Origin of the sequence: Colwellia demingiae, from assembly GCF_007954275.1 — a bacterium.
In the GTDB taxonomy this organism is placed as follows: domain Bacteria; phylum Pseudomonadota; class Gammaproteobacteria; order Enterobacterales; family Alteromonadaceae; genus Colwellia; species Colwellia demingiae.
This window is the reverse complement of the sequence record NZ_VOLT01000006.1, coordinates 244,100-269,495: the sequence shown is the minus strand read 5'-3', so window position 1 is coordinate 269,495 and position 25,396 is coordinate 244,100. Positions and strand designations below refer to the sequence as shown.

Here is a 25,396-nt window from a genome sequence, read left to right as displayed (position 1 = left end):
CTATCGAGACGACTCATTTGTTTGAGAAAGTCTAATGAAGAGAGAGAGGAACATGGCACAAAAATTTGATGTATGCATACTTGGCGCAACAGGGTTAGTTGGCAAAACTATTATGGAGATTCTTGAAGAACGAAAATTTCCAATTAATAAATTATATCCCTTAGCCAGTGCTCGCTCTGCAGGTGAAATTATTGAATTTAATGGTCAGAGCATTGAAGTATTAAATGCAGATGATTTTGATTTTAGCCAAGTCCAAATTGGTTTCTTTTCTGCCGGTGGTTCTACTTCAGCTAAATTTGCTCCAATAGCTGCTGAAGCTGGCTGTATTGTTATTGATAATACCTCTGAATTTCGCTATGACGCTGATATTCCTCTTGTTGTGCCTGAAGTTAATCCTGAAGCGATAGCTGATTACCGTAATCGCAATATAATAGCTAACCCGAATTGTTCTACTATTCAAATGTTGGTGGCGTTAAAGCCAATTTATGATGCCGTAGGTATTAGTCGTGTAAATGTTAGTACTTACCAATCGGTTTCTGGTGGTGGTAAAGAAGCTATGGATGAATTAGCAAAACAAACAGCTAATCTATTAAGTGGTAAGCCAGTAGAGAGTAAAAAGTTTTCACGTCAAATAGCATTTAATGTTATTCCACAAATTGATGATTTCTTAGAAAATGGTTACACCAAAGAAGAAATGAAAATGGTTTGGGAAACTAAAAAGATTTTAGGTGATGAAAACGTACTTGTTAACCCAACAGCTGTTCGTGTTCCTGTGTTTTTTGGACATGGCGAAGCCTTACATATTGAAACGAATTCACCTATCTCAGCTGATGAAGTTAAAGATTTATTAGAGCAAGCTCCTGGTATTGTTGTTTGTCGTAATGATGAAGACTTCCCAACTCAAATTGGAGATGCGAGCGGAAAAGATGATACTTATGTTGGTCGTATTCGTGAAGATATTAGCCATAGTTGCGGCATTAATATGTGGATCGTTGCGGATAATGTCCGCAAGGGTGCGGCAACGAATAGCGTACAAATTGCTGAACTATTAGTAAAAGACCATTTAAGCTAACTTTTACTGCAATAGTTAGTATATAAAAACTCGTCATTAACCGTAGTCATACCGTTATTGGCGAGTTTTTCAATTTTAAATCCTTAATTTTACTTTATCAGTCCCCTAAGAGCCCCATTGACTTTATAACAGGAATAAAGTTAATTAGTAGGCAAGTAGTCATATATTCCCCTCTCAAAACAAAGTATAGATTTACATAAGAGTTACAATAATAGGAGACTTATTGATTGAATTTGCTATTATCTTGTTAGTTAATGGTTTTTTGGAATAAATATTGCATTTTATCTTCCTGATAAGCTTTATCTCTTAGTCAGGTAAAGTAATGCGGTATTTTTTTGGCGCTTTAAATATAATGAACAGCGTCATAACTTAAATTAGTTTATTAGGACATCCTTATGCAACATTTATTGCGTCTGTGCCTATGGCAGGCGATTATTATTGGCATACTCACGGCCCACTTCCCAGTTATTGCAGAAGAAGAACGCGGCATTCGCATGCGAGGACCTAAAAGTAGTGATGTTTTTCCTTATGATAGATATGGCCCAATCACCTCTAAAGATACTCTATGGAACATTGCTACTCGGATTCGCCCTGATAATCGCTTGAGCGTATATCAAGTCATGCAGGCGTTATATCAAGAAAATCCACAAGCGTTTGTCGATAGCAACATTAATTATTTGGTTGAAGGACAATATTTAAAAATTCCATCGTTTAATAATATGATGGCAATAAATACTAACAGTGCGAAGAAAAAGTCTGAAAGTGATAGCAAAGCTTGGAAAAAAGCACAGCCTAAAACACCTAAAAAGGCAGTGTTTATAGAACCTAGTGTTAAGAAAAAAGACTTAGAAACAGTAAAAACTGAGATTAATGACCAATTGCAAAAGATTGATGGTCAACAGCAGGAACGATTAGAACATATTCAAAACGATATCTCAGACTCAATTGACGGTTTGCAAGCTATTTTAAAAGAAAATGATGATTTACGTCAGCGGCTTACCTCCTTTAATGACAAACTTGGCATCATGCAGAATGAGGTAGCGAAAGGCAAAGAAATCAAGCTGCAAATGGATGATATGATCAAGTTGCAGCAAGCCCTATTAGCAAAGGCTGAAGCCAGAGAAAAAGAGCTTTTATTAGAGAGACAGCAGGCTGCACTAGCGGAACAAGATATCATGTCAAGCTTGTGGTTCAAAATTGTCATGGGCACTCTGCCGGCGATCCTCATACTACTATTACTGGCTTTTTTGTTTAAACGCCGGAAACAGGCCTCGGATGAAGTTTTCTTCAACGAATTAGATAATAAAAAACAAGTACCTGTCGCTAAAAAAGAAAGCGCATCTGAAGAGTTATCACTGGATGATGAATTAAACTTGGACGATGAGTTTGATTTGTCACTTGATGATGAGTTGAACTTGGACGATGAGCTTGATTTATCACTTGATGATGAGTTGAACTTAGACGATGAACTTGATTTATCACTTGATGATGAGTTGAACTTGGATGATGATCTGTATATAGATTTAATTGACAGTGATGATGACGTTATTCACTTGGATGAAGACGATAGCTTAGATGATCTTGAAGACATCCTATTAGATGATGAAAGTGACATTGATATTCTTGATGGTGGTGAGTTGGATCAAGATGACTTAGATTCATTATTATCAGGTTTAGATGATGAAGCTGAAAAGTCAGAAAATGAAGAGCTTGAAGGGGGCGAGTTAAGCCAAGATGATCTAAATGATCTACTTAGTGGCTTGGATGATTCTGTTGATGAAGACCTAGTTTTCGAAGAGCCTATCGAAACAAAAGATGAAGCCGCAGAGGTAACAGACCCTGATGATATCGATGCGTTACTTGACTCAGTTAGTGATTCAGAAAGCGACTCGGTAAGTGACTCATTAAATGACACGGCAGAGGTAACAGATCCGGATGATATCGATGCGCTGCTTGAATCAATCAATGATTCAGAAAATGACACAGCAGAGGTAACCGACCCTGATGATATTGATGCGTTGCTTGACTCAATAAGTGAGCCAGTAAGTGACTCAGTTAATGACACTGTAGAGTTAACAGACCCGGATGATATCGATGCGTTGCTTGACTCAGTAAATTATTCGGTAAGTAGCCCAGAAAATGACACTGTAGAGGTAACAGACCCTGATGATATCGATGCGCTGCTTGAGTCAGTAAATGATTCGGTAAGTAGCCCAGAAAATGACACAGCAGAGGTAACCGACCCTGATGATATCGATGCGTTGCTTGACTCAATAAATGAGCCAGTAAGTGATTCAGTTAATGACACTGTAGAGTTAACAGACCCGGATGATATCGATGCGTTGCTTGACTCAATAAATGAGCCAGTAAGTGATTCAGTTAATGACACCGCAGAGGTAACAGACCCGGATGATATCGATGCGTTGCTTGACTCAATAAATGAGCCAGTAAGTGATTCAGCTAATGACATTGCAGAGGTAACCGACCCTGATGATATCGATGCGTTACTTGATTCAATAAATGAGCCAGTAAGTGATTCAGTTAATGACACCGCAGAGGTAACCGACCCTGATGATATTGATGCGTTACTTGATTCAATAAATGATTCGGTAAGTAGCCCTGAAGGTGACACAGCAGAGGTAACCGACCCTGATGATATTGATGCGTTGCTTGATTCAATAAATGATTCGGTAAGTAACCCAGAAGATGACACAGCAGAGGTAACCGACCCTGATGATATAGATGCGTTGCTTGATTCAATAAATGATTCGGTAAGTAACCCAGAAAATGATACAGCAGAGGTAACCGACCCTGATGATATTGATGCGTTGCTTGACTCAATAAATGATTCAGCAGAAGTTACAGATCCTGATGACATTGATGCACTACTTGAATCAATGTCGGGTAATGCTCCAACACCTCAACAAGTTGTAAAACAAGATTCATCAGAGATAATAAATCCGTTGAAACTTGATGAAGGAATGGATGAAAAAAGTACTATTGATAAGGTAACTGATAGTACATTAAGTCCGGAAGACCATAAAATTCAAAATGAAAAAGCAGAGAATGAAGCTAAAATATCCGCATTTACTGCTGAATATGTAACCCCATTTCTTACCGCTGATTTTACCGATATTATTGCTAAAGAAAATGACGCTGAGTTGAATTCTGAAACACTAATAAGTACTGAAAGTAATGAGTTAGACGATGAACTAGATATTGATGCACTTATTGCGGATACCATCAGTAAAGATGAAGCAACAAGAAACTTTCAAGAAGATGAAAGAGACGACGTTGGTGATAACTTAACTGATTCATCAAATGATGAAACATATAATACTCAAATTGAAGGTGGCTTTACAGAGTCCGAATTAAGTCAATTATTAGCAGATGATTCAATTGAAGCTGATACAGAGCAACCTGAGGCTATAGAGCTATCTCCTGACTTTACTGATGAAGATGTTCTAGCTGAACTATTATCTGAAATGTCTGATTCAGATGAAGAGCCACTTGTAGAAGCTGATGAATTAGACGTTATTGAAGAGTTAGCTAATGTTGATTTTGATGAGCTATTAGCCAATATTGAAGAGGAGTCAGCGACTACGTCAATGGAAAATGATGAGATTGAACTGATCTTTGAAAATGACGACATCGGTGATGATTTAACTAATGGTAACCTTGGCGAAGAAAGTATTCAAAGCTCTCAGGAAACAGAACCAACAGATGATTATGTCTCTGTCGATGAACTCATCTCTGATAGTTTAGGCGAGGGTGATGTGTCAGAGCCTTACGAAAAAACCAATATTGACGTTGGCTTAGGAAAGTTTGCTCAAAATGAGACTGGCGTGGATGTTGATGAAGATGGCTCAATGTCGAGTAAACTAGATTTAGCAAAAATGTATATAGAAATGAATGATGAAGAAAATGCTCAAGTAATCTTGCAAGAAGTAATCTCCAAAGGAGATATAACTCAGCGAGTTGAAGCTCAAGCATTATTAGATTCATTGTAAGGCGTTAATATAAACTAACAAGCAATAGCCTAACGGCATAAAATAAAGGATAATGCGCAGCGAAAATAATCTCTTCATTAGAAAAGGTAGGGTTGCATGCGTTATGCGTTAGGCATTGAGTATGATGGTAAAAATTATTGTGGCTGGCAACGCCAAAATAATGTTATCACGGTACAAGAAAAGTTAGAAAAAGCATTATCTAAAATTGCAGATGAAAAAATTGAAGTGGTTTGTGCCGGGCGAACCGACACAGGGGTTAATGCAACCAATCAAGTGATTCATTTTGACACTTCAAAAAAACGCAAGGATAGTGCTTGGACTTTAGGCGTAAATACTCACTTACCTTCTGATATCGCCGTTGCTTGGGTAAAGAAAGTTGATGACGAATTTCATGCACGCTTTAGTGCCACAGCAAGAAATTATCGTTATATTATTTACAATAAACCACTTCGTTCAGCAATATTGAGTCATGGTATTAGTCATTGTCACTACGCTTTAGATGAAAGTCTTATGCAACAAGGTGCTGATTATCTTATCGGTAAACATGACTTTACCTCGTTTAGAACTGTGCATTGTCAATCTCATTCTGCGGTTCGTACGATAAAACATTGTCGGGTGACACGACAGGGGGATTATCTTGTTGTTGATATTAAAGCCAATGCTTTTTTACATCACATGGTGCGAAACATTGTTGGTAGCTTGATGCGAGTTGGTCAATCACAAGAAACACCACATTGGATGAAAGAAGTTTTATTGGCTAAAAACCGCTGTGTTGCAGGTGTTACTGCACCACCAGAAGGTTTATATTTTATCGATGTGGATTACCCTAAGAACTTTGAATTACCTAAAAGCCGTTTAGGGCCATTATTTTTATAGATAGAAAGTTTAATCAAATCACAATTATTTACTGAGCAGACCAGTTTTTTCTATATTCTATAGGTTATACTATGGTCTAATGTGCGGTTTAGAATAGAGTTTGATGGAGTGCTCCATCAATAAACCGACAGATATTTCGTTGCAACAGGCCAAAATAAAATTATGAGCTGGATAGAAAAAATTCTCCCGAGAGCAAAAACGACTCAAAAAAGTAGCATTCCTGAAGGTGTATGGAGTAAATGTTCTTCATGTAATGCCGTGCTTTATAAAGCTGAATTAGAGCGTCAAATTTCAGTATGTCCTAAATGTGACCACCATATGCGTATCAGTGCTCGTAAACGTATTGATAGCTTTCTTGACCATGATAATCGCATGGAATTAGGTGAAGAGTTTGAAGCACAAGATATCTTAAAGTTTAAAGACTCTAAACGATATAAAGATCGTTTAAGTGCAGCGCAAAAGAATACCGGTGAGAAAGATGCTCTTGTTGTAATGAAAGGTGAATTACACGGCATGCCAGTTGTCGTTGCTGCGTTTGAATTTGCATTCCTTGGCGGTTCAATGGCTTCTGTAGTAGGCGCACGTTTTGTTAAGGGTGTTGAGTATTGTTTAGAGCATAATCTACCCTTTATATGTTTCTCTGCTAGTGGCGGTGCCCGTATGCAAGAAGCACTTTTCTCTTTAATGCAAATGGCAAAGACTAGTGCAGCTCTCGCTAAAATGAGTGAAAAAGGTCTTCCTTACGTTTCTGTATTAACCGATCCAACGATGGGCGGTGTATCAGCAAGTTTGGCTATGTTAGGTGACATCAATGTTGCTGAGCCAAAAGCGCTAATTGGTTTTGCTGGTCCACGTGTTATTGAGCAAACCGTTAGAGAGAAATTACCTGAAGGTTTCCAACGCAGTGAATTTTTATTAGAGAAAGGCGCAATTGATATGATTATTGACCGCCGCGAAATGAAAGTTACTTTAGCGCGTATGTTAGGTAAGTTTATGGGCCAAACTAGCGTTGTTTCGTAATTAGTATCAACGAATAGCCGTTATTGTCTATTTAACTCAAATCACTTGTTGATGAATACATGTCAAAATACAATTCAAGCCACTATCAAGATTTAACTAATCTCGATCAGTGGCTTTATTATTTAGAAAACCTACATAGTACTGAGATAGACCTTGGCTTATCTCGTGTTGGCAAAGTTGCAGAGCGCTTAGCTATTAATTTGAATTTTGCTAAGGTTATTACTGTTGCAGGCACTAATGGTAAAGGTACCACCTGCGCTTTCATTGAAAACGCCTTACTCAATAGTAAAGAACTTGTTTCACAGCGAGGTGTTGCGGTTTATTCATCTCCTCATATTGAGCACTTTAATGAGCGCCTGCGGATAAATAAGCAAGATGTAGAAGATCTGGCCCTAATAAATGCTTTTAAACGCATTGAAGACGCCAGAGAAGATATTTCTCTTAGCTATTATGAGTATACGACGTTAGCTGCATTACTCGTGTTAATGGAAGCTAAGCCAAGTTTTATTATTCTTGAAGTTGGCTTAGGTGGCCGGTTAGATGCAACTAATATTATTGATGCTGATATAGCTGTCATCACAACAATAGATCTCGACCATCAAAGCTTTCTAGGCAACGATAGAGAGACTATTGGTTTTGAAAAAGCAGGAATCATGCGACAAGAGCAAGACATTGTTATTGGTGATACCAGCGCACCAAAATCAGTGTTAGCCCATGCCAATCAGTTACATGAAAATTATAGTGACAGGTTATTCTTACGTGACCAGGACTTTATCGTTGAAAATAGCGAATTCCTGTGGACTTGGAAAAGCAAAAAGACGCAGTTAACAGAACTAAAAGCTACTCATATCCCACGGGATAATGTCGCGACTGCACTTATGGTATTAGAAAGGCTGAACTTGACGCTGACATCTGATTTTGTAAATGAAGTTATTTCGAAGACTAAGGTTGCAGGACGAACTGAATTAATAAAACAGAAGGGTTTATGTGATGTTATTCTTGATGTTGGTCATAATCCACAGGCTACTCGTTATCTCGCTGGTTACCTTAAGCAGATAAAAAAGAAAGCTAACTATCAAAATATTTATGCAGTGGTTGCTATGTTGGGCGATAAAGATATTAGTGCGAGTTTAGAATCATTAAAAGATGATGTCGATTTTTGGTATACCGGAGCGTTAAGTGTGCCAAGGGCTGCTACAAAAGAAACAATGGCAAGTAAGTTAGCTTTATTTACAAATACAGTTAATTGTTTTGACAATGTGGATGAGGCATTTAGAATGGCGAATAAGCAGTCTAATTCGTCTGACTTAATTCTTGTATTTGGTTCATTTTTTACCGTTTCGAAAATCAGAGCTCAGCTAACTATTGGGTAGCTGAGTAGTATTAATTAGGAGTGTCTCTTGTCTACACCGTTTCAAAATCGCCTTGTCGGGACTATTATTGTTGCAGCCGTGGTTATTATTTTCTTACCAGACTTACTCGATGGAGAGAAAAAATCACACCAAGATGATTTTGAAGCAATCCCAAAAGCAGAGGTGTTTTCTGGTCAATTGACCAACAAACCATTTCCCGAAGATAAGTTAGTACGACAAAAAGTGACACCTATCTCTAATGAACAAGCAATCGATGAAACAGTTATTGATAACTCAGCTTCAAAGCCGACGAAAAAAGTTCATCAAGTAACAAATGAAATAACAAAGCCTGCAGTGAAGCCCCCAGTAAAAATAGCGAGCAAGCAAAAGAGGAAGTTGCCTGAAAAAGCAGTTGCTAAAGAAGCTTGGGTTATCCATCTAGGGAGCTTTAAAAATAAAGATAATGTTGCCCAGCTATTAAAAAAATTAAAATCTCAAGGCTATATCGCCTTTACCAAACCAATCAAAACTAAGCAAGGCACATTAACTAAGGTCATAATAGGACCTGAATTAATAAAGACCGCCATGGTTAAAAAGTTACCCGCTTTAAAAAACCTTACAGGCATCCAAGGCAAAGTTGCGTATTTTGAACCAAATAAGTAGCGGACTTTTATAAAATGCTAGGCATTATTTGGCTAATTCTGATAGAATGCGCGCCTCTAATTTAGATAAACTCAACGAGACATTCAAGTTATGGTTTGGATAGATTACGCCATTTTGGCCGTTATAGGCGTATCAACACTAGTCAGTTTAATACGAGGTTTTGTCAAAGAAGCCGTATCTCTAGTTATTTGGATCAGTGCCTTCTTCATTGCTAGTACTTTTTACGCAAATCTCGCCAATCTGTTAACAAATATTTCTGATCCTTTTTTGCGTAATGCCGCAGCCGTCGCCATTCTTTTTATATCAACCTTAGTCCTTGGTGCTTTGGTTAATTATCTTATTGGGCAATTGGTTAGCAAAACAGGCCTTTCTGGTACAGATCGTGTTTTAGGGCTTGTTTTTGGAGCACTTCGAGGAGTACTCATTATCAGTGCCATGTTATTTTTTGTCGATGCTTTTACCGGTGCAGCAAAAACACCGTGGTGGCAAAGCTCTCAATTAATTCCTGAGTTTACCTTGGTCGTCGAATGGTTTTTTGAGTACCTTAAAGGGTCATCAAGTTTTTTAACTTAGTTGTTGCTGAGAATGACTAAGTCCATGCGGAGTAAATCCGTATACGATAAGTTATAAGATATTATTTCAATATCTTATAACTCAATATTTATTAGATGGTTAACACCATCCTAAGCAAAATGCTTTAGTTAAAGTAAGTATTTAAATGTTTTTTTTGTGGAGAGAATTTCATGTGTGGTATTGTTGGTATTGTCGGTAAAACCCCTGTTAGTCAGAATATATATGATGGATTAACCGTACTTCAGCATCGTGGTCAAGATGCTGCTGGTATTGTAACAATTCATAATAATACTTTTCGGCTAAGAAAAGGCAATGGTTTAGTGAAAGATGTTTTTCATACTCGCCATATGCTTCGCCTACAAGGAAATATTGGTATTGGTCATATTCGCTATCCGACAGCGGGCACTTCTAGCTCTTCAGAAGCACAACCTTTTTATGCAAACTCTCCATTTGGTTTGTCATTAGCGCATAACGGTAATTTAACCAATGCTGAAGAATTAAGAACATGGCTATTTGATGAAGCTCGTCGCCATGTTAACACTACTTCAGATTCAGAAGTTTTACTAAACATCCTAGCGCATGAGTTACAGCAAAGTGAAAATATTTCGCTTACTCCGGAAGATATTTTTAATGCTGTCGCTAAAGTCCATAAACGTGTTCGTGGAGCATATGCTACTGTCGCTCTTATTGTTGGCCACGGTATGATTGCATTTCGTGATCCTAACGGTATCCGTCCTTTAGTTTTTGGTAAGAGAGAAACTGAGTTAGGCGTTGAGTATATGGTTGCTTCTGAATCAGTAGCACTCGATGCATGTTCTTTTGACTTTGTACGTGATGTTGCCCCAGGTGAAACAATTTTCTTTTCTGAAAATGGCCAAATTCATAGCCAGCAATGTGCTGAAAACCCTGTTTACAGCCCGTGTATTTTTGAATTTGTTTATTTTGCCCGTCCTGATTCAACCATGGATAAAATGTCTGTTTATGCCTCTCGTGTAGAAATGGGAACTAAGCTAGGTGAGAAAATTGCCGTAGAATGGCAAGATGTTGATATTGACGTTGTTATTCCAATCCCTGAAACATCCTGCGATATTGCTTTACAAATAGCAAAGCAGCTTAACTTACCTTACCGACAAGGTTTTGTTAAAAACCGATATATTGGCCGTACTTTTATTATGCCGGGTCAAGAGCAACGTAAAAAATCTGTTCGTCAAAAGCTTAACGCTATTACCACAGAGTTTAAGGGTAAAAATGTTTTACTTGTAGACGACTCTATTGTTCGAGGAACAACCTCTGAACAAATAATTAATATGGCGCGTGCGGCAGGTGCAAATAAAGTTTATTTTGCTTCAGCGGCACCTGAAGTAAGATTCCCTAATGTTTATGGTATAGATATGCCAAGTGCTAATGAACTTATAGCACATGGCCGTGAATTAGATGATATTTGTAATTTACTTGGTGCAGATAAACTAATATACCAATCTCTTGGTGATTTAATCTCTGCAGTTAGCGTTGGCAATCCAGAAATAAAAAGTTTTGATACTTCAGTATTTAATGGTAATTATGTAACCAATGATATTGACCAAGAATATTTAGAAAGGTTAGATGCATTACGTAACAATACTAGCAAAGAAGAATCAGATAAAGATGCCGATTCTGTTATTGATATGTACAATGAAGGTGCAGAGTAGTACGCATACTAATTAAGTAACTACTGATTGATTTATATCTTTTCTAGAATATAAAAACATAAAAAAGCCTTATTTCTATTTTAGAAATAAGGCTTTTTATTTTACTATAAATTTATTCAGTCGTTATGTATTTAGGTGAACTAAGCAACAAACTCAGGACCAAAGCCCATAGTCCACATTACGGCGGTAAATGCCATTAAGCCAACTAACAATACTAATCCGCATGTCACCACTGAACTTGAGTAGATAAAGCCTTTTTCTTCAGGGATATTCATCATAATAGGGACACCTGAATATAAAAGATAGATAGAGTAAGCTACCGCAGCAATACCTGCTAAAGCAACAAACCATAAGACTGGAAATAATGCGGTAATGCCAACCATAAGTAATGGTGTTGCAGTATATGCAGCAAGCTCAAGTGCTTGAACAAAGTCAGGTTTTGAGTCAAATGTTTTTGCCATCCACTGAATCAAATAAGCTAAGGCGAATACGCCAAAAATCAAAGCAAAATACATGCTAACAGCCATTATTTGTGCACTTTCTACACTTATTTTAATTGGGTTGCCTACACCAATTGTCCAGCCAATATGGGCAGCTGCATAGTAAGAACATATTGTCGGAATGAGCGCTATGGTCAAAATGTGCATCAAACTATAACTTAAACTTTCATGGCGCTTTTCAATAACATGCCATTCTTCTTTAGGGTGAGCGTATAGCCCCCATATGTGATTTAGTATCATAATCAATCCTCTCGCACGTTAGTATTCGGAAAGTACTTTTAGTCTAAAACAACAACAATAAATGATTAAGTCATTAGTACTCTTATTATTACACCCTTATTTATGCGAGATATAAGGTGATTCGTCAAGTGTTGGTGGAAAAATAAACAATAAAGCTCTATAGAAAGTGTTTTTAATAAGTTTATGCGATAAGGAACCTATTTATTTTTGTGATCCTAACTGACTTTGATTCGTACAACTGACATAACTTCAATACTAAAGCCGGCAACCGTTTCAGTGTCAGGATAATAAGTAAGGTTCACTCTTTGCCCTTGTAAACCTTGGTAAAGCTTCTTACGTTTGTATTTAAAGGGGACGTCGAGGTTATCAAGCATTAGGGTATTAATTATCCAATCATCACATTCTCGTTGAACATGAGAAGTCACTGCCATGTTTTCACTATGCACTAGCTTATCGTGTTTTTTAACAAGTTTTTGGGCTGCATTTTTACTTGTGAGCGTTTTTTTTATTATAGAAGGCATAAATTTGATCTATGTAGGGTAAAAAACAGATTATGCTAGTATCTCAAGAAATAGACTTTTAAAATAGCGTAATAATTTACATTAAAATTCACTTAAAAGAATTTATTAGCTATTTAGTACTGAGATATACAGATGACAGAAGCCGAAAAATTACTCGAACCTATATTGAAATTTTTATCCTGCGAAACGCCTGATGCGTGGGTAAATGAAGCCAAGAAAAAAGAAAACTTACCGATAATTTTGCGAGACCATTTAGCCTGCGAACTTAAAGCTGGACAAACTGCGATGTACCTCATTCGAAAATATGCCGTAGATAAAGACAGTAGTAAGGTATTACTTGAATGGTTTGAACCTTATGAGGATTTCTTATATCGAAAGCGAGGCGATTTAGCATCACTTGCTAATAAAAATAACCTCTCTAAAGCTATTTTACCTAAAAGTAGTAATGCTCAAGGTAAGTCGCCTTATAGCCAAGATCTTATTGATAAAATGGTACTCTTGATAAAAGAGGAGTTACATCACTTTTATCAAGTACTAGAAATTATGGTAAAGCGAGATATTCCTTTTGATGGGATCACTGCGGGTCGTTACGCCAAGGGTATGCTAAAGCATGTTAAAACTTTTGAACCTGATGCATTAGTTGATAAGTTAATTATTGGTGCTTACATTGAGGCGCGTTCGTGTGAGCGTTTTGCTAAGTTGGCACCACATTTAGATGATGATTTGAATAAATTTTATGTGTCTCTACTGCGCTCAGAGGCTCGCCATTATCAGGATTACTTGACACTAGCTGGACAAGTTTCGGGGAAGGATATTAGTGAGCGGGTAGCTTACTTTGCCAAGGTAGAAGCTGAATTAATCTTATCACCAGATGAAGATTTCAAATTTCACTCTGGAACGCCAGTTTAATTTATTGAAATTGCTTTAATTGCTGTTTTTAATAGTAACGGGCAACTTATGTTGTCCGTTATATTCGAGATAGTAAATAATTGTTAGGCATACAAAAATATATTAGGTTAAAGATTGGTTTAGTAACTCAATAGAATTAGCTGTTACTTTTAGCCAAGCACCTTGCTCATACCAATCGCCCAAGACGATACGTTTAGCACTCTCACCATTTGCAGAAATCTCATGGATAGCAGGTCTGTGTGTATGACCATGAATTAACAATTGGCTTTGATATTTTTGCAGACATACAATCACCTCGCTTTCGGTAACGTCCATGATTTCTTGTGACTTTGTTGCAGTAGCAGTAGCACTTTTCTTTCTATAGTCAGCGGCTATTTTTTTACGTATAAATAACGGTAGACTTTTAATCGCTGCTTGCCACCACCAAGAACGAGACTTTTTTCTAAACACTTGATAGTCGACATCGCGAGTACATAAGGTATCACCATGCATAATGACTACATGTCGACCATAAAGATCGATAGTATCCACTTCTGGGAGAAGCAGCATACTTGCTTGTTTCGCATAACGCTTACCAATTAGAAAATCTCTATTACCGTGAATGTAATAAATTATTGTCCCTGATTGGCTTAGCTTAGTGAGTGCATCAGCGATAGTTTTAAGAAATGGGCTATCATCATCATCACCAACCCAGGCTTCAAATAAGTCGCCTAGGATATAAAGCTTTTCAGCTTCTATAGCATCACTTTCTAAAAATCGTAAAAAACAGGCGCTGATGTCAGGCCTGTTTTCGCTAAGGTGCAAATCAGCAATAAAATAAGTTATTGCTGATTTATTATCTTCAATCATTACAGGCTGCTAGGTTATTCAACAATCGCAGATTCAATCAAAATGTCGTCTTTTGGAACGTCACCATGACCATACATGTTGCCAGTTTCAACTAAAGCCATTTTGTCGACAATATCCATACCTTCAACTACGTTACCAAAAACACAATAACCCCAACCTTGCATAGACTCACTGCTGAAATCTAAGAAGTTATTATCAGTTAGATTAATGAAGAACTGCGCAGAAGCTGAATGTGGCTCTTGAGTTCGTGCCATTGCTAAAGAACCTAGTTTGTTACTTAAACCATTGTTTGCTTCATTCTTAATGCTTGCGCGAGTTTCTTTTTCTTCTAAACCCGGAGCGAAACCACCACCTTGTGCCATAAAACCTTTAATTACGCGATGAAAGATGGTGCCATTGTAATGTCCTTCTTCTACATATTGCTGGAAATTTTTCGCAGTAACAGGAGCGTTTTCGAAGTCTAATTCGATTTTAATATCGCCAAGACTGGTTTTTAGTGTGATCATAATTGTCTCTACTTAAGTTCTTATAAATTAATTGGCATAATTGTACGCTAACTTACTATAAAGTGCATTAGTATTGATGATCCTTTAGATTTGTTCAGGTACAATTAATACCCGCTCTACTTCAAGATAAAAATTCAGGATCACAGAGGAATTTCACTTATAGGCGCACCAATGAAGTCATGGCATTCCCTTACAAATTGGTGCAACAACGAAGTGATGTTGCGCTGTGTTCCCCTTCGGGTGGTTTTTAAAAAACTTTAAGCTGTGTTATTCATTTTAAGAAGGGAATAACCATTCTTTACAATGAATGCCTTGCCTAAAGTATTTTAAATTACCACTGAATCCGTATTTTGAAGTGGAACGGGTATAACCTTATTCAACCGAAACTATTCAATAAAAACTACTCAGTAGGAGTCATAAAATATCATGTTGCAGATTTACAACACGTTAAGTCGTCAAAAAGAAACCTTTACACCAATTAATGCAGGTAAAGTAGGCTTATATGTTTGTGGTTGCACAGTTTATGACTTATGCCATATAGGTCACGGTCGCACCTATATTAGCTTCGATAATATTGCTCGTTACCTACGATTTTCTGGCTATGATGTTAATTATGTCCGTAACATCACCGATGTTGAAGATAAAATAATCAACAGAGCCAATGAAAATAATGAAACGACTGAAGCGTTAACTGAGCGAACAATTGCCGCAATGCATCAAGACTTTGATGCACTTAATATGGCTAGGCCCGACTTAGAGCCGAGAGTCACCACGCATATGAATGAAATCATCGCGATGATTGAAACCTTAGTGGCTAAGGAACATGCCTATGTAGCGGGTGCTAACGCAGCGTCTACAGGGCAGGGTGATGTATTGTTTGATGTTTCTAGCTACAATGATTACGGTAAGCTTAGTGGGCAAAATCTAGAACAATTACAATCAGGTTCACGCGTTGAAGTTGATCAGAATAAAAATAATCCGCTTGATTTTGTACTGTGGAAATCAGCGAAACCGGGTGAACCAAGTTGGTCATCTCCTTGGGGAGAAGGTCGTCCGGGTTGGCATATTGAATGTTCAGCCATGAATGCTAAAGAGCTAGGTCATCATTTTGACATTCACGGTGGTGGCTCTGACTTAACTTTTCCTCATCATGAAAATGAAATAGCGCAAAGCTGCTGTGCCCTTAATACTCCTTATGTTAATTACTGGATGCACACAGGTATGGTGCAAGTCGATCAAGAAAAAATGTCTAAATCATTAGGTAATTTTTTTACTATACGTGATGTATTAGCGCAGTATGATGCTGAAACAGTAAGGTTCTTCTTAACAACAGGTCACTATCGTAGTCAGTTAAATTATTCTACTGATAACTTAACGCAAGCGAGAGCATCTGTAGAGCGTATTTATACTTCACTTCGTGATGTGAATATCGAAAGTGATTATGTCATCAATAAAGACTCAAGCTTTGTTAAACAATTTTGCCAAGCAATGGATGATGACTTTAATACGCCACAAGCATTGGCCGTACTATTTGAAATGTCGAAAGAGTTGAATGTGGCTAAGGCCGCAAGTAACAATGCCTTAGCGATTGATTTAGCCTCAACATTAGTCGCTCTGGGGAAGATTGTTGGTTTATTACAACTTGACCCTGCCGCGTTCTTACAAGGCGATAATGATAATGATGAAGTTGCAATAATTGAAGCACTTATTGTACAACGTAATCAAGCACGTATTGATAAAGATTGGGCTATGGCAGACGATGCTCGTGACAAGCTTAATGCCATGAACATTGTTTTAGAAGATAGTGCGGGTAAAACTACGTGGCGTAAAGCTTAAAGCATGATTTAAGTACTTTTAAAAAGACATGTTAATAACAAAAAAGGGTGAGCACTAAGTGCTCACCCTTTTTTTAGCTTTAAATTTGATTAAGCTTTAAATTTTTAATGGCGCTATTATTTAGATGATTGCTGACAAGCAATTAGCGTATTTTCAATTAGACTTGCTACTGTCATTGGACCAACACCTCCAGGTACAGGAGTGATAAATGAAGCTCTTTCTTTAGCTGCACCAAAGTCTACATCACCAACTAATTTCCCATTGTCTAAACGGTTAATGCCTACATCAATAACTATAGCGCCTTCTTTAATCCATTCACCCGGAATAAAACCAGGCTTGCCAACGGCTACCACAATCAGGTCAGCATTTCGCACTTTACCTTCTAAGTCTTTAGTAAAGCGATGCGTTGTCGTTACAGTGCACTTGGCAAGTAATAGCTCTAAACCCATAGGTCGACCAACAATATTTGAGGCACCAATAACAAGTGCATCTAAGCCTTTAGGATCTATACCGGTTGATTTAATTAATGTAACAATGCCCTTGGGTGTACAAGGTCTTAAACCTGGCTGTCTTAACACCAACTTACCAACATTAGATGGATGAAAACCGTCAACATCTTTAAGTGGGTTAATGTGCTCAATAATTAAATCAGCATTTAAATTTTTTGGTAAAGGCAGCTGCACTAAAATACCGTCTATAGAGTCATCGTTATTTAATTCACTTACCAAAGTCAAAAGCTCTTGCTCAGAAGTAGTGTGTGGTAAATCATAAGAGCGAGAAATAAAGCCAACTTCTTCACATGCTTTACGTTTACTCCCGACATATACTTGAGAGGCAGGATCGCAACCCACTAAAATAACGGCTAAGCCAGGTACTCTTTGGCCATTACTAATACGTAAATCAACTTCTTCTTTAACTGAATCTCTAAGCTTTTTGGCAATTGCTTTGCCATCGATCAATGATGCTCTCATAACTCTACTGCTGACCTTGGTTTTAAGTGATAAAAAAACACCGCTATTTTGCCATAAACGACACTCGTATTGTAGGTTTACTTTATTTAAAGGGTAAATGCTTTTTTATATAGATAAAATAGTAATAAAACTTGGTTTGTTTAAATAAACTACAGACATCACTATCACTAGAAGAAGAATGCAGCTACTTGTGTTAAAAATGACCGAACAGTTATTTATTTAAAAAAAAGGTTTGACTGAAGTTAAGCAACTCGGTAATATCCGCATCCGTTGAAACGAGGCAGTTTACTGTTAGTTGAGACAGCATAAATCGGTGATTAGCGCAGCTTGGTAGCGCACTTGGTTTGGGTCCAAGGGGTCGCAAGTTCGAATCTTGCATCACCGACCACTTTTATTTTTTAGTTTAAGTGGATATGCTTTGTAGGAAAATTCGCGCCCTTAGCTCAGCTGGATAGAGCAACGCCCTTCTAAGGCGTGGGTCGTAGGTTCAAATCCTACAGGGCGCACCATACTTAGGTATGGGGAAATGAAAAAGTGTTATGGTGGCTATAGCTCAGTTGGTAGAGCCCCGGATTGTGATTCCGGTTGTCGAGGGTTCAAGTCCCTTTAGCCACCCCATCTTTACTTTATTAGTATCTTCTACTAATAAAATATTGAGAGAATATGTCGGTGATTAGCGCAGCTTGGTAGCGCACTTGGTTTGGGTCCAAGGGGTCGCAAGTTCGAATCTTGCATCACCGACCACTTTCTCTTCAATCAGTTACAACTCCATGAAATCTTCAGTTATTAATAATCTAATAATCTAATAATCTAATAATCTTTATCCACAATTAAATTATCCACTGTAAATTATCCACTGTAAATTTATACTTCTTTTGCGACTAATCCTTCATTGTAAAATATTATTTATTGCATCTTGTTTAATATGCGAAGTGTTTCCGTGCATAAACACCCTATGAATATAAAAAATAAAACCAATCTGAAAACACACGACCAACTAAAACCTTAATTTACTTAAATATTAGTCAATGCAACTGAATGATGAATAATACCAAATGGATTGATTTATTGGTCGGCTTAGAGTTACATTATCGAGCTTAAAACAAGAAAAATGAATGAAACATAGTTATTCTATATTTCTTTCATTTTGTGTTGTTATCCGTTTGCTAATGGGCCTCCGAAAGACGAGTACCTAATAAAAAGTAAAGACTTACATGCGGCGTTATTGATTTTGACAATAGAATAACTATTCTCTTCAATTAATGCCTACCTCTAAACCTTTTAATTCTCGCTAAGTGCTCAATAAAATAGTCCGATAGGTATAAATTATTGATAGGTTAAAACTTACACCTTGCAACTTTTTTTTTGTCTCGCTATAATTCGTCGTCATAATTTTTGTAACAGGGCATCATATTGTCACCAATTTGGTAAGTTTTATCAAAAGTGTTGACTATTAATTGATGCGTAAAAGCGTAATACGCTAAGTTTTTGAGGTATTTAAATGCAAGTTTCAGTTGAGACTACACAAGGTTTGGAACGTCGTTTGACTATTTCTGTTCCGGCCGAAAAAGTAGATGTAGAAGTAAAGAATCGTCTTCGTCAAATCAGTAAAACACAGCGTATTAACGGTTTCCGTCCAGGTAAAGTACCACCGTCAGTAGTTCAAAAACGCTTCGGCAAGTCAGTACGTCAAGAAGTTGCTGGTGAAATCATGCAGCGTAACTTTGTTGATGCTATTGTTGCAGAAAAAATCAATCCAGCTGGCCGTCCTTCATTTGTTGCTAAAAGCAATGAAGATGGTAAAGCATTAGAGTTTGAAGCAACTTTTGAAGTGTACCCTGTAGTTGAATTAAAAGATTTAGAAAAAATCGCTATTGAACGTCCACAAGTTGACGTGACTGATGCCGATTTAGATGAAATGTTTGTTACGCTACAAAAGCAACATCAAACATGGAAAGAAAACAAACGCAAAACTAAATCAGGCGATAAATTAACACTTGATTTCACTGGTCGTGTAGACGGTGAAGAATTTGAAGGTGGTAAAGCTGAAGGTTTTGAACTTGAACTAGGCGCTGGTCGTATGATCCCTGGTTTTGAGAAAGAAGTTACTGGTATGAAAGCCGGTGATGAAGCAACTATCAAAGTTACTTTCCCTGAAGATTATCATGCTGAAAATCTTAAAGGTAAAGATGCTGAGTTTGATATCGTTATTCATAAAACTGAAGGTGCAATTTTACCTGAAATCGATGAAGAGTTTGCAAAACTTTTTGGCATTGAAGAAGGTGGTGTTGAAGCTTTACGTGTTGAAGTAAGTAAAAATATGGCACGTGAATTAACTCAAGCTGTTAAAGCTAAAGTTAAAACGCAAGTTATTGATGGCTTATTAGCTGGACATGAAGTTGATTTACCTGCAGCACTTGTTACGCAAGAAGTTGATGTTTTACGTCAACAAGCTATGCAACGTTTCCAAGGCCAAATGGATCCTAAAAACTTACCACAATTACCTGCTGAAATGTTTACAGAGCAAGCAGAGCGTCGTGTTAAAATCGGTTTACTTTTAGGTGAAGTGATTAAAGTAAATGAACTTAAAGTTGATGAAACTAAAGTAAATGAACTTATTGCTTCTGCGGCTTCAGCTTATGAAGATCCTAAAGAAGTTATCGAATACTATGCTAACAACAACGAGCTTATGCAGCAGATGCAAAATGTTGCTTTAGAAGAACAAGCCGTTGAGCTTTTAGTTGAAAAAGCTAAAGTTTCTGATAAAAAAGCTAGTTTCAATGAAATAATGAACCCAGAAGCTAAGTAAAGCTTACTTTTCATTAGTTTTACATTGACAACTAACTAAGCAATCGCTTAAATTTAATGGCTTGTATGGCAACATACAGGCCATTATTATTTATTAAGGGAAGGTATACTCTTGTTTAATTCTCAAATTACATCACAAAGATCATCTCAAGTTTCATCACAAAGCAGTGCGACAGGTATTGAAAGCGCGTTAGTGCCTATGGTTGTTGAACAAACAGCTAAAGGTGAGCGTTCGTATGATATATACTCAAGGCTGTTAAAAGAGCGTGTAATCTTCCTTTGTGGTCAAGTTGAAGATCATATGGCTAATCTTATCATAGCGCAGTTATTATTCTTAGAATCTGAAAGCCCTGATAAAGATATATATTTATACATAAACTCACCGGGCGGTTCAGTAACTGCGGGTATGGCAATATACGATACCATGAAGTTTATCAAACCTAACATTAGCACTGTGTGTATTGGCCAAGCGGCAAGTATGGGCGCATTCTTATTGTCAGGTGGTGAAAAAGGTAAACGTTATTGTTTACCAAATGCTCGAGTCATGATTCATCAACCTTTAGGCGGTTTCCAAGGGCAAGCGTCAGATTTTGAAATTCATGCGAAAGAAATATTATTCATAAAAGAAAAACTTAATAAATTAATGGCTGAACACACAGGTCAAACATTGGATAAAGTTTCTCAAGATACAGACAGAGATAATTTTTTAAGTGCAGAAGCAGCAGTTGAATATGGATTAGTTGACTCCATATTAGAACAACGTAACGATAAATAGGATTTCGGTGTATACTTAGCGGTGTAGATTGAGTAATAAATGGATTTATTGGTATTAAAAGTTTAGAGGTAGGGCATGACTGATATTAAAAGTGGTGGCGATAATGGTAAATTACTTTACTGCTCATTTTGTGGCAAAAGCCAACATGAAGTACGTAAATTAATTGCTGGACCATCAGTCTTTGTTTGTGATGAATGTGTAGAGTTATGTAATGACATTATTCGCGAAGAAATTTCTGAAATTTCGCCAAAAGAAAGTAAAGAAGCATTGCCTTCTCCTATCGAGATCCGTGAGAGCCTCGATGAATACGTTATTGGTCAAGACCATGCGAAAAAAGTTTTAGCAGTTGCTGTTTATAATCATTATAAGCGATTACGTAATGGTGATAGTCATAATGGTATTGAGCTTGGCAAAAGTAACATCTTGCTTATTGGGCCTACAGGTAGTGGTAAAACATTATTAGCGCAGACCCTTGCACGGTTATTAGATGTTCCATTTACAATGGCAGATGCAACCACGTTAACTGAAGCTGGCTATGTTGGTGAAGACGTAGAGAACATCATTCAAAAATTATTACAGAAATGTGATTACGATGTAGAGAAAGCTCAACGTGGTATCGTTTACATTGATGAAATAGATAAGATCTCACGTAAGTCAGATAATCCATCTATAACCCGTGATGTCTCAGGTGAAGGTGTTCAACAAGCTTTATTAAAGCTTATTGAAGGTACCGTCGCTTCTGTGCCGCCTCAAGGTGGACGCAAGCATCCGCAACAAGAATTTTTGCAAGTAGATACATCTAAAATACTCTTTATTTGTGGTGGAGCGTTTGCAGGTTTAGACAAAGTTGTTGAGCAGCGAAATCATACCGGTACTGGTATCGGTTTTGGCGCTGAAGTTCGTGGCAAAGATCAAGAAATATCATTAACTGATCGTTTGGCTGATGTTGAGCCGCAAGATTTAGTTAAATATGGTCTAATTCCAGAGTTTATTGGACGTTTACCTGTTTTAGCAACATTACGTGAACTCGATGAAGATGCCCTTATTCAAATATTGCAAGAACCTAAAAATGCGTTAACTAAACAGTTCACCGCACTATTTGATATGGAAAATGTCGAGTTAGAGTTTAGAACGGATGCACTACAAGCTATCGCTCGTAAAGCAATGGATAGAAAAACAGGTGCTCGTGGTTTACGCTCTATTGTTGAAGCTGTTTTGCTTGACACCATGTATGAATTACCATCGATGGAAAATGTTAGCAAAATTGTTGTTGATGAAAATACAATCAAAGGTGAGAGCAAGCCGATTGTTATTTATGATAGCAAACAAGAACAAGCTGCTTCCGAGTAATTTCATCATATTGATGTAAAGCTTAGCTTTAAATATATTAGCCTCAAGCAGTCAGTAATTATTAAGTATAATAATTACTGACTGCTTGAGGCTTTTTTGATCCAAGGATACAATTAATTACTTAATAATTAGTGAGTTTAGCGCTTTATTTTTTATCTATTGTTGAAAGTTAACAGCCTAGCCCCATATAGATTCTATAGCTTTATTTTTTTTCAATTAAAACAATTCCCAAGAAGAGTAGCCAATGAGTAAAGAATTATCTGGTGTCGTTGAGATCCCCGTTTTAGCCTTAAGAGATGTTGTTGTTTACCCGCAAATGGTTATTCCACTTTTTGTTGGTCGTGAAAAATCAATTCGCTGTCTAGATTTAGCCATGGAAAACGATAAGCAAGTATTTCTTGTTGCACAAAAAGATGCTGCTATCGATGATCCTACTGCTGAAGACGTATACAGTACAGGTACCGTTGCCACTATTTTACAGATGTTAAAACTTCCCGATGGTACTGTGAAAGTCTTGGTCGAAGGTGCACAGCGTGCAACGATAAACAAGTTTGTTGAAACAGAAGAATATTTCAGCGCAGAAATTGAATATGTTAGTCTAAATACTGAACCCAATGAGGATATTGAAGTATTAATTCGTTCGGCTATTTCTCAGTTTGAAGGATATGTAAAACTTAATAAAAAAATCCCACCTGAAGTACTGACTTCTGTATCGGGTATTGATGATGCTGAGCAACTTGCCGATACTATGGCTGCTCATATGCCTCTTAAACTGGCTGACAAGCAAAAAATCTTAGAAATTATTGATGTCAATGTGCGTTTAGAACACTTGATGGCATTAATGGAAGGTGAGATAGACTTACTTCAAATTGAAAAGAAAATTCGTACGCGTGTTAAAAAGCAAATGGAAAAAAGTCAACGCGATTATTACTTGAATGAGCAAATGAAAGCCATTCAAAAAGAGCTTAATGAAGGTGAAGACACCCCTGACGAGCTTGAACAAATGGCTAAGCGTATTGAAGAAGCGCAAATGCCTGAAGAAGCCAAGGAAAAGACTTTAGCTGAGTTTCAAAAGCTGAAAATGATGTCACCTATGTCTGCCGAAGCAACAGTAGTACGTAGCTATATAGATTGTATGATAAATGTGCCTTGGAAGAAGCGTAGTAAATTAAAACGTAATCTTGCGCTTGCTCAGGAAGTACTTGATAAAGATCATTATGGCTTAGATAAAGTTAAAGAGCGTATTTTAGAGTATCTATCCGTACAGCAACGAGTAAGCCAGTTAAAAGGTCCTATTCTTTGTTTAGTTGGACCTCCAGGTGTTGGTAAGACCTCACTTGGCCAGTCAATTGCTAAATCTACCGGACGTAAATATGTTCGTATGGCCTTAGGTGGAGTTCGTGATGAAGCTGAAATTCGTGGGCATAGACGTACTTATATAGGTTCACTGCCAGGTAAACTAATTCAAAAAATATCAAAAGTAGGGGTTAAAAATCCACTTTTCTTATTGGATGAAATTGATAAAATGGCCTCTGATATGCGTGGTGATCCAGCATCAGCTTTACTTGAGGTGTTAGACCCAGAGCAAAATACTACGTTTAATGATCACTACCTTGAAGTTGATTATGATTTATCGGATGTGATGTTTGTTGCTACCTCTAATAGTATGGATATTCCTGGCCCATTGTTAGATCGAATGGAAGTCATACGTTTGTCAGGCTATACCGAAGATGAAAAGCTAAATATTGCACGAAATCATCTCGTTAATAAGCAAATTGAACGAAACGGTTTAAAAGCTAAAGAAATAGACATTGATGACAGTGCAATCGTGGGCATTATTCGCTATTACACACGTGAGGCTGGTGTACGTAGTTTAGAACGTGAAATATCTAAATTATGTCGCAAAGCAGTGAAATCAATTTTACTTGATAAAAAATTGAATAAAGTGACCATTAACCAAGAAAACCTCAATGAGTTTTTAGGTGTACAGCGCTTTGACTACGGCAAAGCAGATGATAAGAACCGAGTTGGCTTAGTAACCGGTTTGGCTTGGACGCAAGTTGGAGGAGAATTACTTACTATAGAAACAGCTTCTGTACCTGGTAAAGGCAAATTGACTTATACCGGTTCTCTTGGTGACGTTATGCAAGAGTCTATTCAAGCTGCGATGACCGTGGTACGAAGTCGCACCGAGAAGCTTCGTATTAATGAAGATTTCTATGAAAAGCGTGATATCCATGTTCATGTTCCTGAAGGGGCAACACCAAAAGATGGACCTAGTGCCGGAGTTGGTATGTGTACCGCGTTAGTATCAAGTTTAACTGGTAACCCGGTTAAAGCAGATGTTGCCATGACAGGTGAAATAACTCTTCGAGGTGAAGTATTAGCTATAGGTGGTTTAAAAGAGAAGTTACTTGCAGCACATCGTGGCGGTATAAAAACAGTCATAATACCGCATGAAAATGAACGTGATTTACAAGAAATCCCTGAAAATGTTAAAGCTGAATTATCTATCCACCCAGTAAAGTGGATCGATGAGGTATTGGCTCTAGCGCTTGAACAGCCTGTAGAAGAATGGAAAGTAGAAAAATAATTTGCTTAAAGCTTGGCCTATTTTGATGATTTATATCAAAAAAGGTCAAAAAAGCTAAAAATATTGCAATAAAAAGCAATTTTCGCTTTTCAAACGCTGAAACTATGGTAAGTTAACTACGCTTATATCGCTAGACCCCTTACTCCCTATGTTATATAGATGAATTGGGGGGTACTAGAGAGTATAATATTTTCTAAACTCAACGCTTCAAGTATTCAATCAAAATTTAATTTAGATTGAATACATTATTAAAAAGGATAGCGTTGCATAATAACAATTGAAGG

19 protein-coding genes and 4 tRNA genes are annotated in these 25,396 nt (G+C 37.3%); 18 read left to right on the top strand and 5 right to left on the bottom strand.

Annotated elements, in window-relative coordinates; all coding sequences use genetic code 11:
- The first annotated feature begins 52 nt into the window (after window positions 1-52).
- The 8 genes from ESZ36_RS13685 to purF all read left to right on the top strand — a co-directional run bounded on the left by ESZ36_RS13685 (window position 53) and on the right by purF (window position 11,254).
- Window positions 53-1,072 (top strand): aspartate-semialdehyde dehydrogenase, encoded by a 1,020-nt coding sequence (locus tag ESZ36_RS13685; protein ID WP_146788918.1) that lies wholly within the window; start codon window positions 53-55, stop codon window positions 1,070-1,072.
- A 395-nt stretch (window positions 1,073-1,467) separates the two neighbouring features.
- Entirely contained in the window at window positions 1,468-5,082 is a 3,615-nt protein-coding gene (locus ESZ36_RS13680) for a FimV/HubP family polar landmark protein (RefSeq protein ID WP_146788915.1), read from the top strand.
- Between the two features lie 96 nt (window positions 5,083-5,178).
- Window positions 5,179-5,958 carry a tRNA pseudouridine(38-40) synthase TruA gene (truA, locus tag ESZ36_RS13675; RefSeq protein WP_146788913.1) on the top strand — a complete coding sequence of 260 codons (780 nt, stop codon included), beginning with the start codon at window positions 5,179-5,181 and terminating at the stop codon, window positions 5,956-5,958.
- 162 nt (window positions 5,959-6,120) lie between these two features.
- The gene (gene accD / locus ESZ36_RS13670; RefSeq protein WP_146788911.1) at window positions 6,121-6,978 is read left to right on the top strand and encodes an acetyl-CoA carboxylase, carboxyltransferase subunit beta; all 858 of its coding nucleotides are present in this window, start codon (window positions 6,121-6,123) and stop codon (window positions 6,976-6,978) included.
- A gap of 59 nt (window positions 6,979-7,037) precedes the next feature.
- The gene (folC, locus tag ESZ36_RS13665; protein WP_146788909.1) at window positions 7,038-8,351 is read left to right on the top strand and encodes a bifunctional tetrahydrofolate synthase/dihydrofolate synthase; all 1,314 of its coding nucleotides are present in this window, start codon (window positions 7,038-7,040) and stop codon (window positions 8,349-8,351) included.
- A gap of 27 nt (window positions 8,352-8,378) precedes the next feature.
- A complete protein-coding gene (locus ESZ36_RS13660; protein WP_146788907.1) occupies window positions 8,379-8,993 on the top strand; it encodes an SPOR domain-containing protein in 615 nt (204 codons plus the stop codon).
- A gap of 90 nt (window positions 8,994-9,083) precedes the next feature.
- Window positions 9,084-9,566 (top strand): CvpA family protein, encoded by a 483-nt coding sequence (locus tag ESZ36_RS13655; RefSeq protein WP_146788905.1) that lies wholly within the window; start codon window positions 9,084-9,086, stop codon window positions 9,564-9,566.
- A gap of 170 nt (window positions 9,567-9,736) precedes the next feature.
- Window positions 9,737-11,254, top strand: a complete 1,518-nt coding sequence (purF, locus tag ESZ36_RS13650; RefSeq protein WP_146788903.1) for an amidophosphoribosyltransferase — start codon at window positions 9,737-9,739, stop codon at window positions 11,252-11,254.
- Window positions 11,255-11,394: 140 nt separating this feature from the next.
- Here the strand turns inward: purF and ESZ36_RS13645 are convergent, their stop codons facing one another.
- Both ESZ36_RS13645 and ESZ36_RS13640 read right to left on the bottom strand, forming a co-directional pair.
- On the bottom strand, window positions 11,395-11,994 hold the full coding sequence (locus tag ESZ36_RS13645) for a Yip1 family protein (protein ID WP_011044546.1): 600 nt from the start codon (window positions 11,992-11,994) through the stop codon (window positions 11,395-11,397).
- A 215-nt stretch (window positions 11,995-12,209) separates the two neighbouring features.
- Complete coding sequence (locus ESZ36_RS13640) at window positions 12,210-12,515, bottom strand: hypothetical protein (protein ID WP_146788901.1); 306 nt, start codon at window positions 12,513-12,515, stop codon at window positions 12,210-12,212.
- 132 nt (window positions 12,516-12,647) lie between these two features.
- Between ESZ36_RS13640 and miaE the strand changes: the two genes are divergently transcribed.
- Window positions 12,648-13,424, top strand: a complete 777-nt coding sequence (gene miaE, locus ESZ36_RS13635) for a tRNA isopentenyl-2-thiomethyl-A-37 hydroxylase MiaE (RefSeq protein ID WP_146788899.1) — start codon at window positions 12,648-12,650, stop codon at window positions 13,422-13,424.
- Between the two features lie 102 nt (window positions 13,425-13,526).
- Here the strand turns inward: miaE and ESZ36_RS13630 are convergent, their stop codons facing one another.
- Window positions 13,527-14,273 (bottom strand): UDP-2,3-diacylglucosamine diphosphatase, encoded by a 747-nt coding sequence (locus ESZ36_RS13630; protein ID WP_146788897.1) that lies wholly within the window; start codon window positions 14,271-14,273, stop codon window positions 13,527-13,529.
- Between the two features lie 14 nt (window positions 14,274-14,287).
- The gene (locus ESZ36_RS13625; RefSeq protein ID WP_146788896.1) at window positions 14,288-14,779 is read right to left on the bottom strand and encodes a peptidylprolyl isomerase; all 492 of its coding nucleotides are present in this window, start codon (window positions 14,777-14,779) and stop codon (window positions 14,288-14,290) included.
- Window positions 14,780-15,205: 426 nt separating this feature from the next.
- On the opposite strand from ESZ36_RS13625, the gene cysS reads away from it, so the two are divergent.
- Window positions 15,206-16,615 (top strand): cysteine--tRNA ligase, encoded by a 1,410-nt coding sequence (gene cysS, locus ESZ36_RS13620; protein WP_146788894.1) that lies wholly within the window; start codon window positions 15,206-15,208, stop codon window positions 16,613-16,615.
- 116 nt (window positions 16,616-16,731) lie between these two features.
- Here the strand turns inward: cysS and folD are convergent, their stop codons facing one another.
- Window positions 16,732-17,586: a bifunctional methylenetetrahydrofolate dehydrogenase/methenyltetrahydrofolate cyclohydrolase FolD gene (folD, locus tag ESZ36_RS13615; RefSeq protein WP_146788892.1), complete on the bottom strand. Its 855-nt coding sequence runs from the start codon at window positions 17,584-17,586 to the stop codon at window positions 16,732-16,734.
- 311 nt (window positions 17,587-17,897) lie between these two features.
- Here folD and ESZ36_RS13610 point away from each other — a divergent pair.
- The 8 genes from ESZ36_RS13610 to lon all read left to right on the top strand — a co-directional run bounded on the left by ESZ36_RS13610 (window position 17,898) and on the right by lon (window position 25,112).
- A tRNA-Pro gene (locus ESZ36_RS13610) sits at window positions 17,898-17,974 on the top strand.
- A gap of 44 nt (window positions 17,975-18,018) precedes the next feature.
- Window positions 18,019-18,095: transfer RNA gene (locus ESZ36_RS13605), tRNA-Arg, on the top strand.
- A gap of 33 nt (window positions 18,096-18,128) precedes the next feature.
- Window positions 18,129-18,204: transfer RNA gene (locus ESZ36_RS13600), tRNA-His, on the top strand.
- Between the two features lie 49 nt (window positions 18,205-18,253).
- Window positions 18,254-18,330: transfer RNA gene (locus ESZ36_RS13595), tRNA-Pro, on the top strand.
- A gap of 757 nt (window positions 18,331-19,087) precedes the next feature.
- Window positions 19,088-20,395 carry a trigger factor gene (gene tig / locus ESZ36_RS13590; protein ID WP_146788890.1) on the top strand — a complete coding sequence of 436 codons (1,308 nt, stop codon included), beginning with the start codon at window positions 19,088-19,090 and terminating at the stop codon, window positions 20,393-20,395.
- Between the two features lie 126 nt (window positions 20,396-20,521).
- Window positions 20,522-21,169: an ATP-dependent Clp endopeptidase proteolytic subunit ClpP gene (gene clpP / locus ESZ36_RS13585; protein ID WP_281285046.1), complete on the top strand. Its 648-nt coding sequence runs from the start codon at window positions 20,522-20,524 to the stop codon at window positions 21,167-21,169.
- Between the two features lie 75 nt (window positions 21,170-21,244).
- Window positions 21,245-22,519 carry an ATP-dependent protease ATP-binding subunit ClpX gene (gene clpX / locus ESZ36_RS13580; protein WP_146788886.1) on the top strand — a complete coding sequence of 425 codons (1,275 nt, stop codon included), beginning with the start codon at window positions 21,245-21,247 and terminating at the stop codon, window positions 22,517-22,519.
- Window positions 22,520-22,763: 244 nt separating this feature from the next.
- Window positions 22,764-25,112: an endopeptidase La gene (gene lon, locus ESZ36_RS13575; RefSeq protein WP_146788884.1), complete on the top strand. Its 2,349-nt coding sequence runs from the start codon at window positions 22,764-22,766 to the stop codon at window positions 25,110-25,112.
- The last annotated feature ends 284 nt before the right edge of the window (window positions 25,113-25,396 follow it).

Bases quoted from the DNA above. Each gene is read 5' to 3' on its own strand.
- ESZ36_RS13680 (WP_146788915.1), top strand. From the start codon at position 1,468: ATGCAACATTTATTGCGTCTGTGCCTATGGCAGGCGATTATTATTGGC.
- lon (WP_146788884.1), top strand. From the start codon at position 22,764: ATGAGTAAAGAATTATCTGGTGTCGTTGAGATCCCCGTTTTAGCCTTA.
- folD (WP_146788892.1), bottom strand. From the start codon at position 17,586: ATGAGAGCATCATTGATCGATGGCAAAGCAATTGCCAAAAAGCTTAGA.
- miaE (WP_146788899.1), top strand. From the start codon at position 12,648: ATGACAGAAGCCGAAAAATTACTCGAACCTATATTGAAATTTTTATCC.
- tig (WP_146788890.1), top strand. From the start codon at position 19,088: ATGCAAGTTTCAGTTGAGACTACACAAGGTTTGGAACGTCGTTTGACT.
- ESZ36_RS13655 (WP_146788905.1), top strand. From the start codon at position 9,084: ATGGTTTGGATAGATTACGCCATTTTGGCCGTTATAGGCGTATCAACA.
- ESZ36_RS13685 (WP_146788918.1), top strand. From the start codon at position 53: ATGGCACAAAAATTTGATGTATGCATACTTGGCGCAACAGGGTTAGTT.
- truA (WP_146788913.1), top strand. From the start codon at position 5,179: ATGCGTTATGCGTTAGGCATTGAGTATGATGGTAAAAATTATTGTGGC.
- purF (WP_146788903.1), top strand. From the start codon at position 9,737: ATGTGTGGTATTGTTGGTATTGTCGGTAAAACCCCTGTTAGTCAGAAT.
- ESZ36_RS13645 (WP_011044546.1), bottom strand. From the start codon at position 11,994: ATGATACTAAATCACATATGGGGGCTATACGCTCACCCTAAAGAAGAA.
- ESZ36_RS13625 (WP_146788896.1), bottom strand. From the start codon at position 14,779: ATGATCACACTAAAAACCAGTCTTGGCGATATTAAAATCGAATTAGAC.
- clpX (WP_146788886.1), top strand. From the start codon at position 21,245: ATGACTGATATTAAAAGTGGTGGCGATAATGGTAAATTACTTTACTGC.
- cysS (WP_146788894.1), top strand. From the start codon at position 15,206: ATGTTGCAGATTTACAACACGTTAAGTCGTCAAAAAGAAACCTTTACA.
- ESZ36_RS13630 (WP_146788897.1), bottom strand. From the start codon at position 14,273: ATGATTGAAGATAATAAATCAGCAATAACTTATTTTATTGCTGATTTG.
- folC (WP_146788909.1), top strand. From the start codon at position 7,038: ATGTCAAAATACAATTCAAGCCACTATCAAGATTTAACTAATCTCGAT.
- accD (WP_146788911.1), top strand. From the start codon at position 6,121: ATGAGCTGGATAGAAAAAATTCTCCCGAGAGCAAAAACGACTCAAAAA.
- ESZ36_RS13640 (WP_146788901.1), bottom strand. From the start codon at position 12,515: ATGCCTTCTATAATAAAAAAAACGCTCACAAGTAAAAATGCAGCCCAA.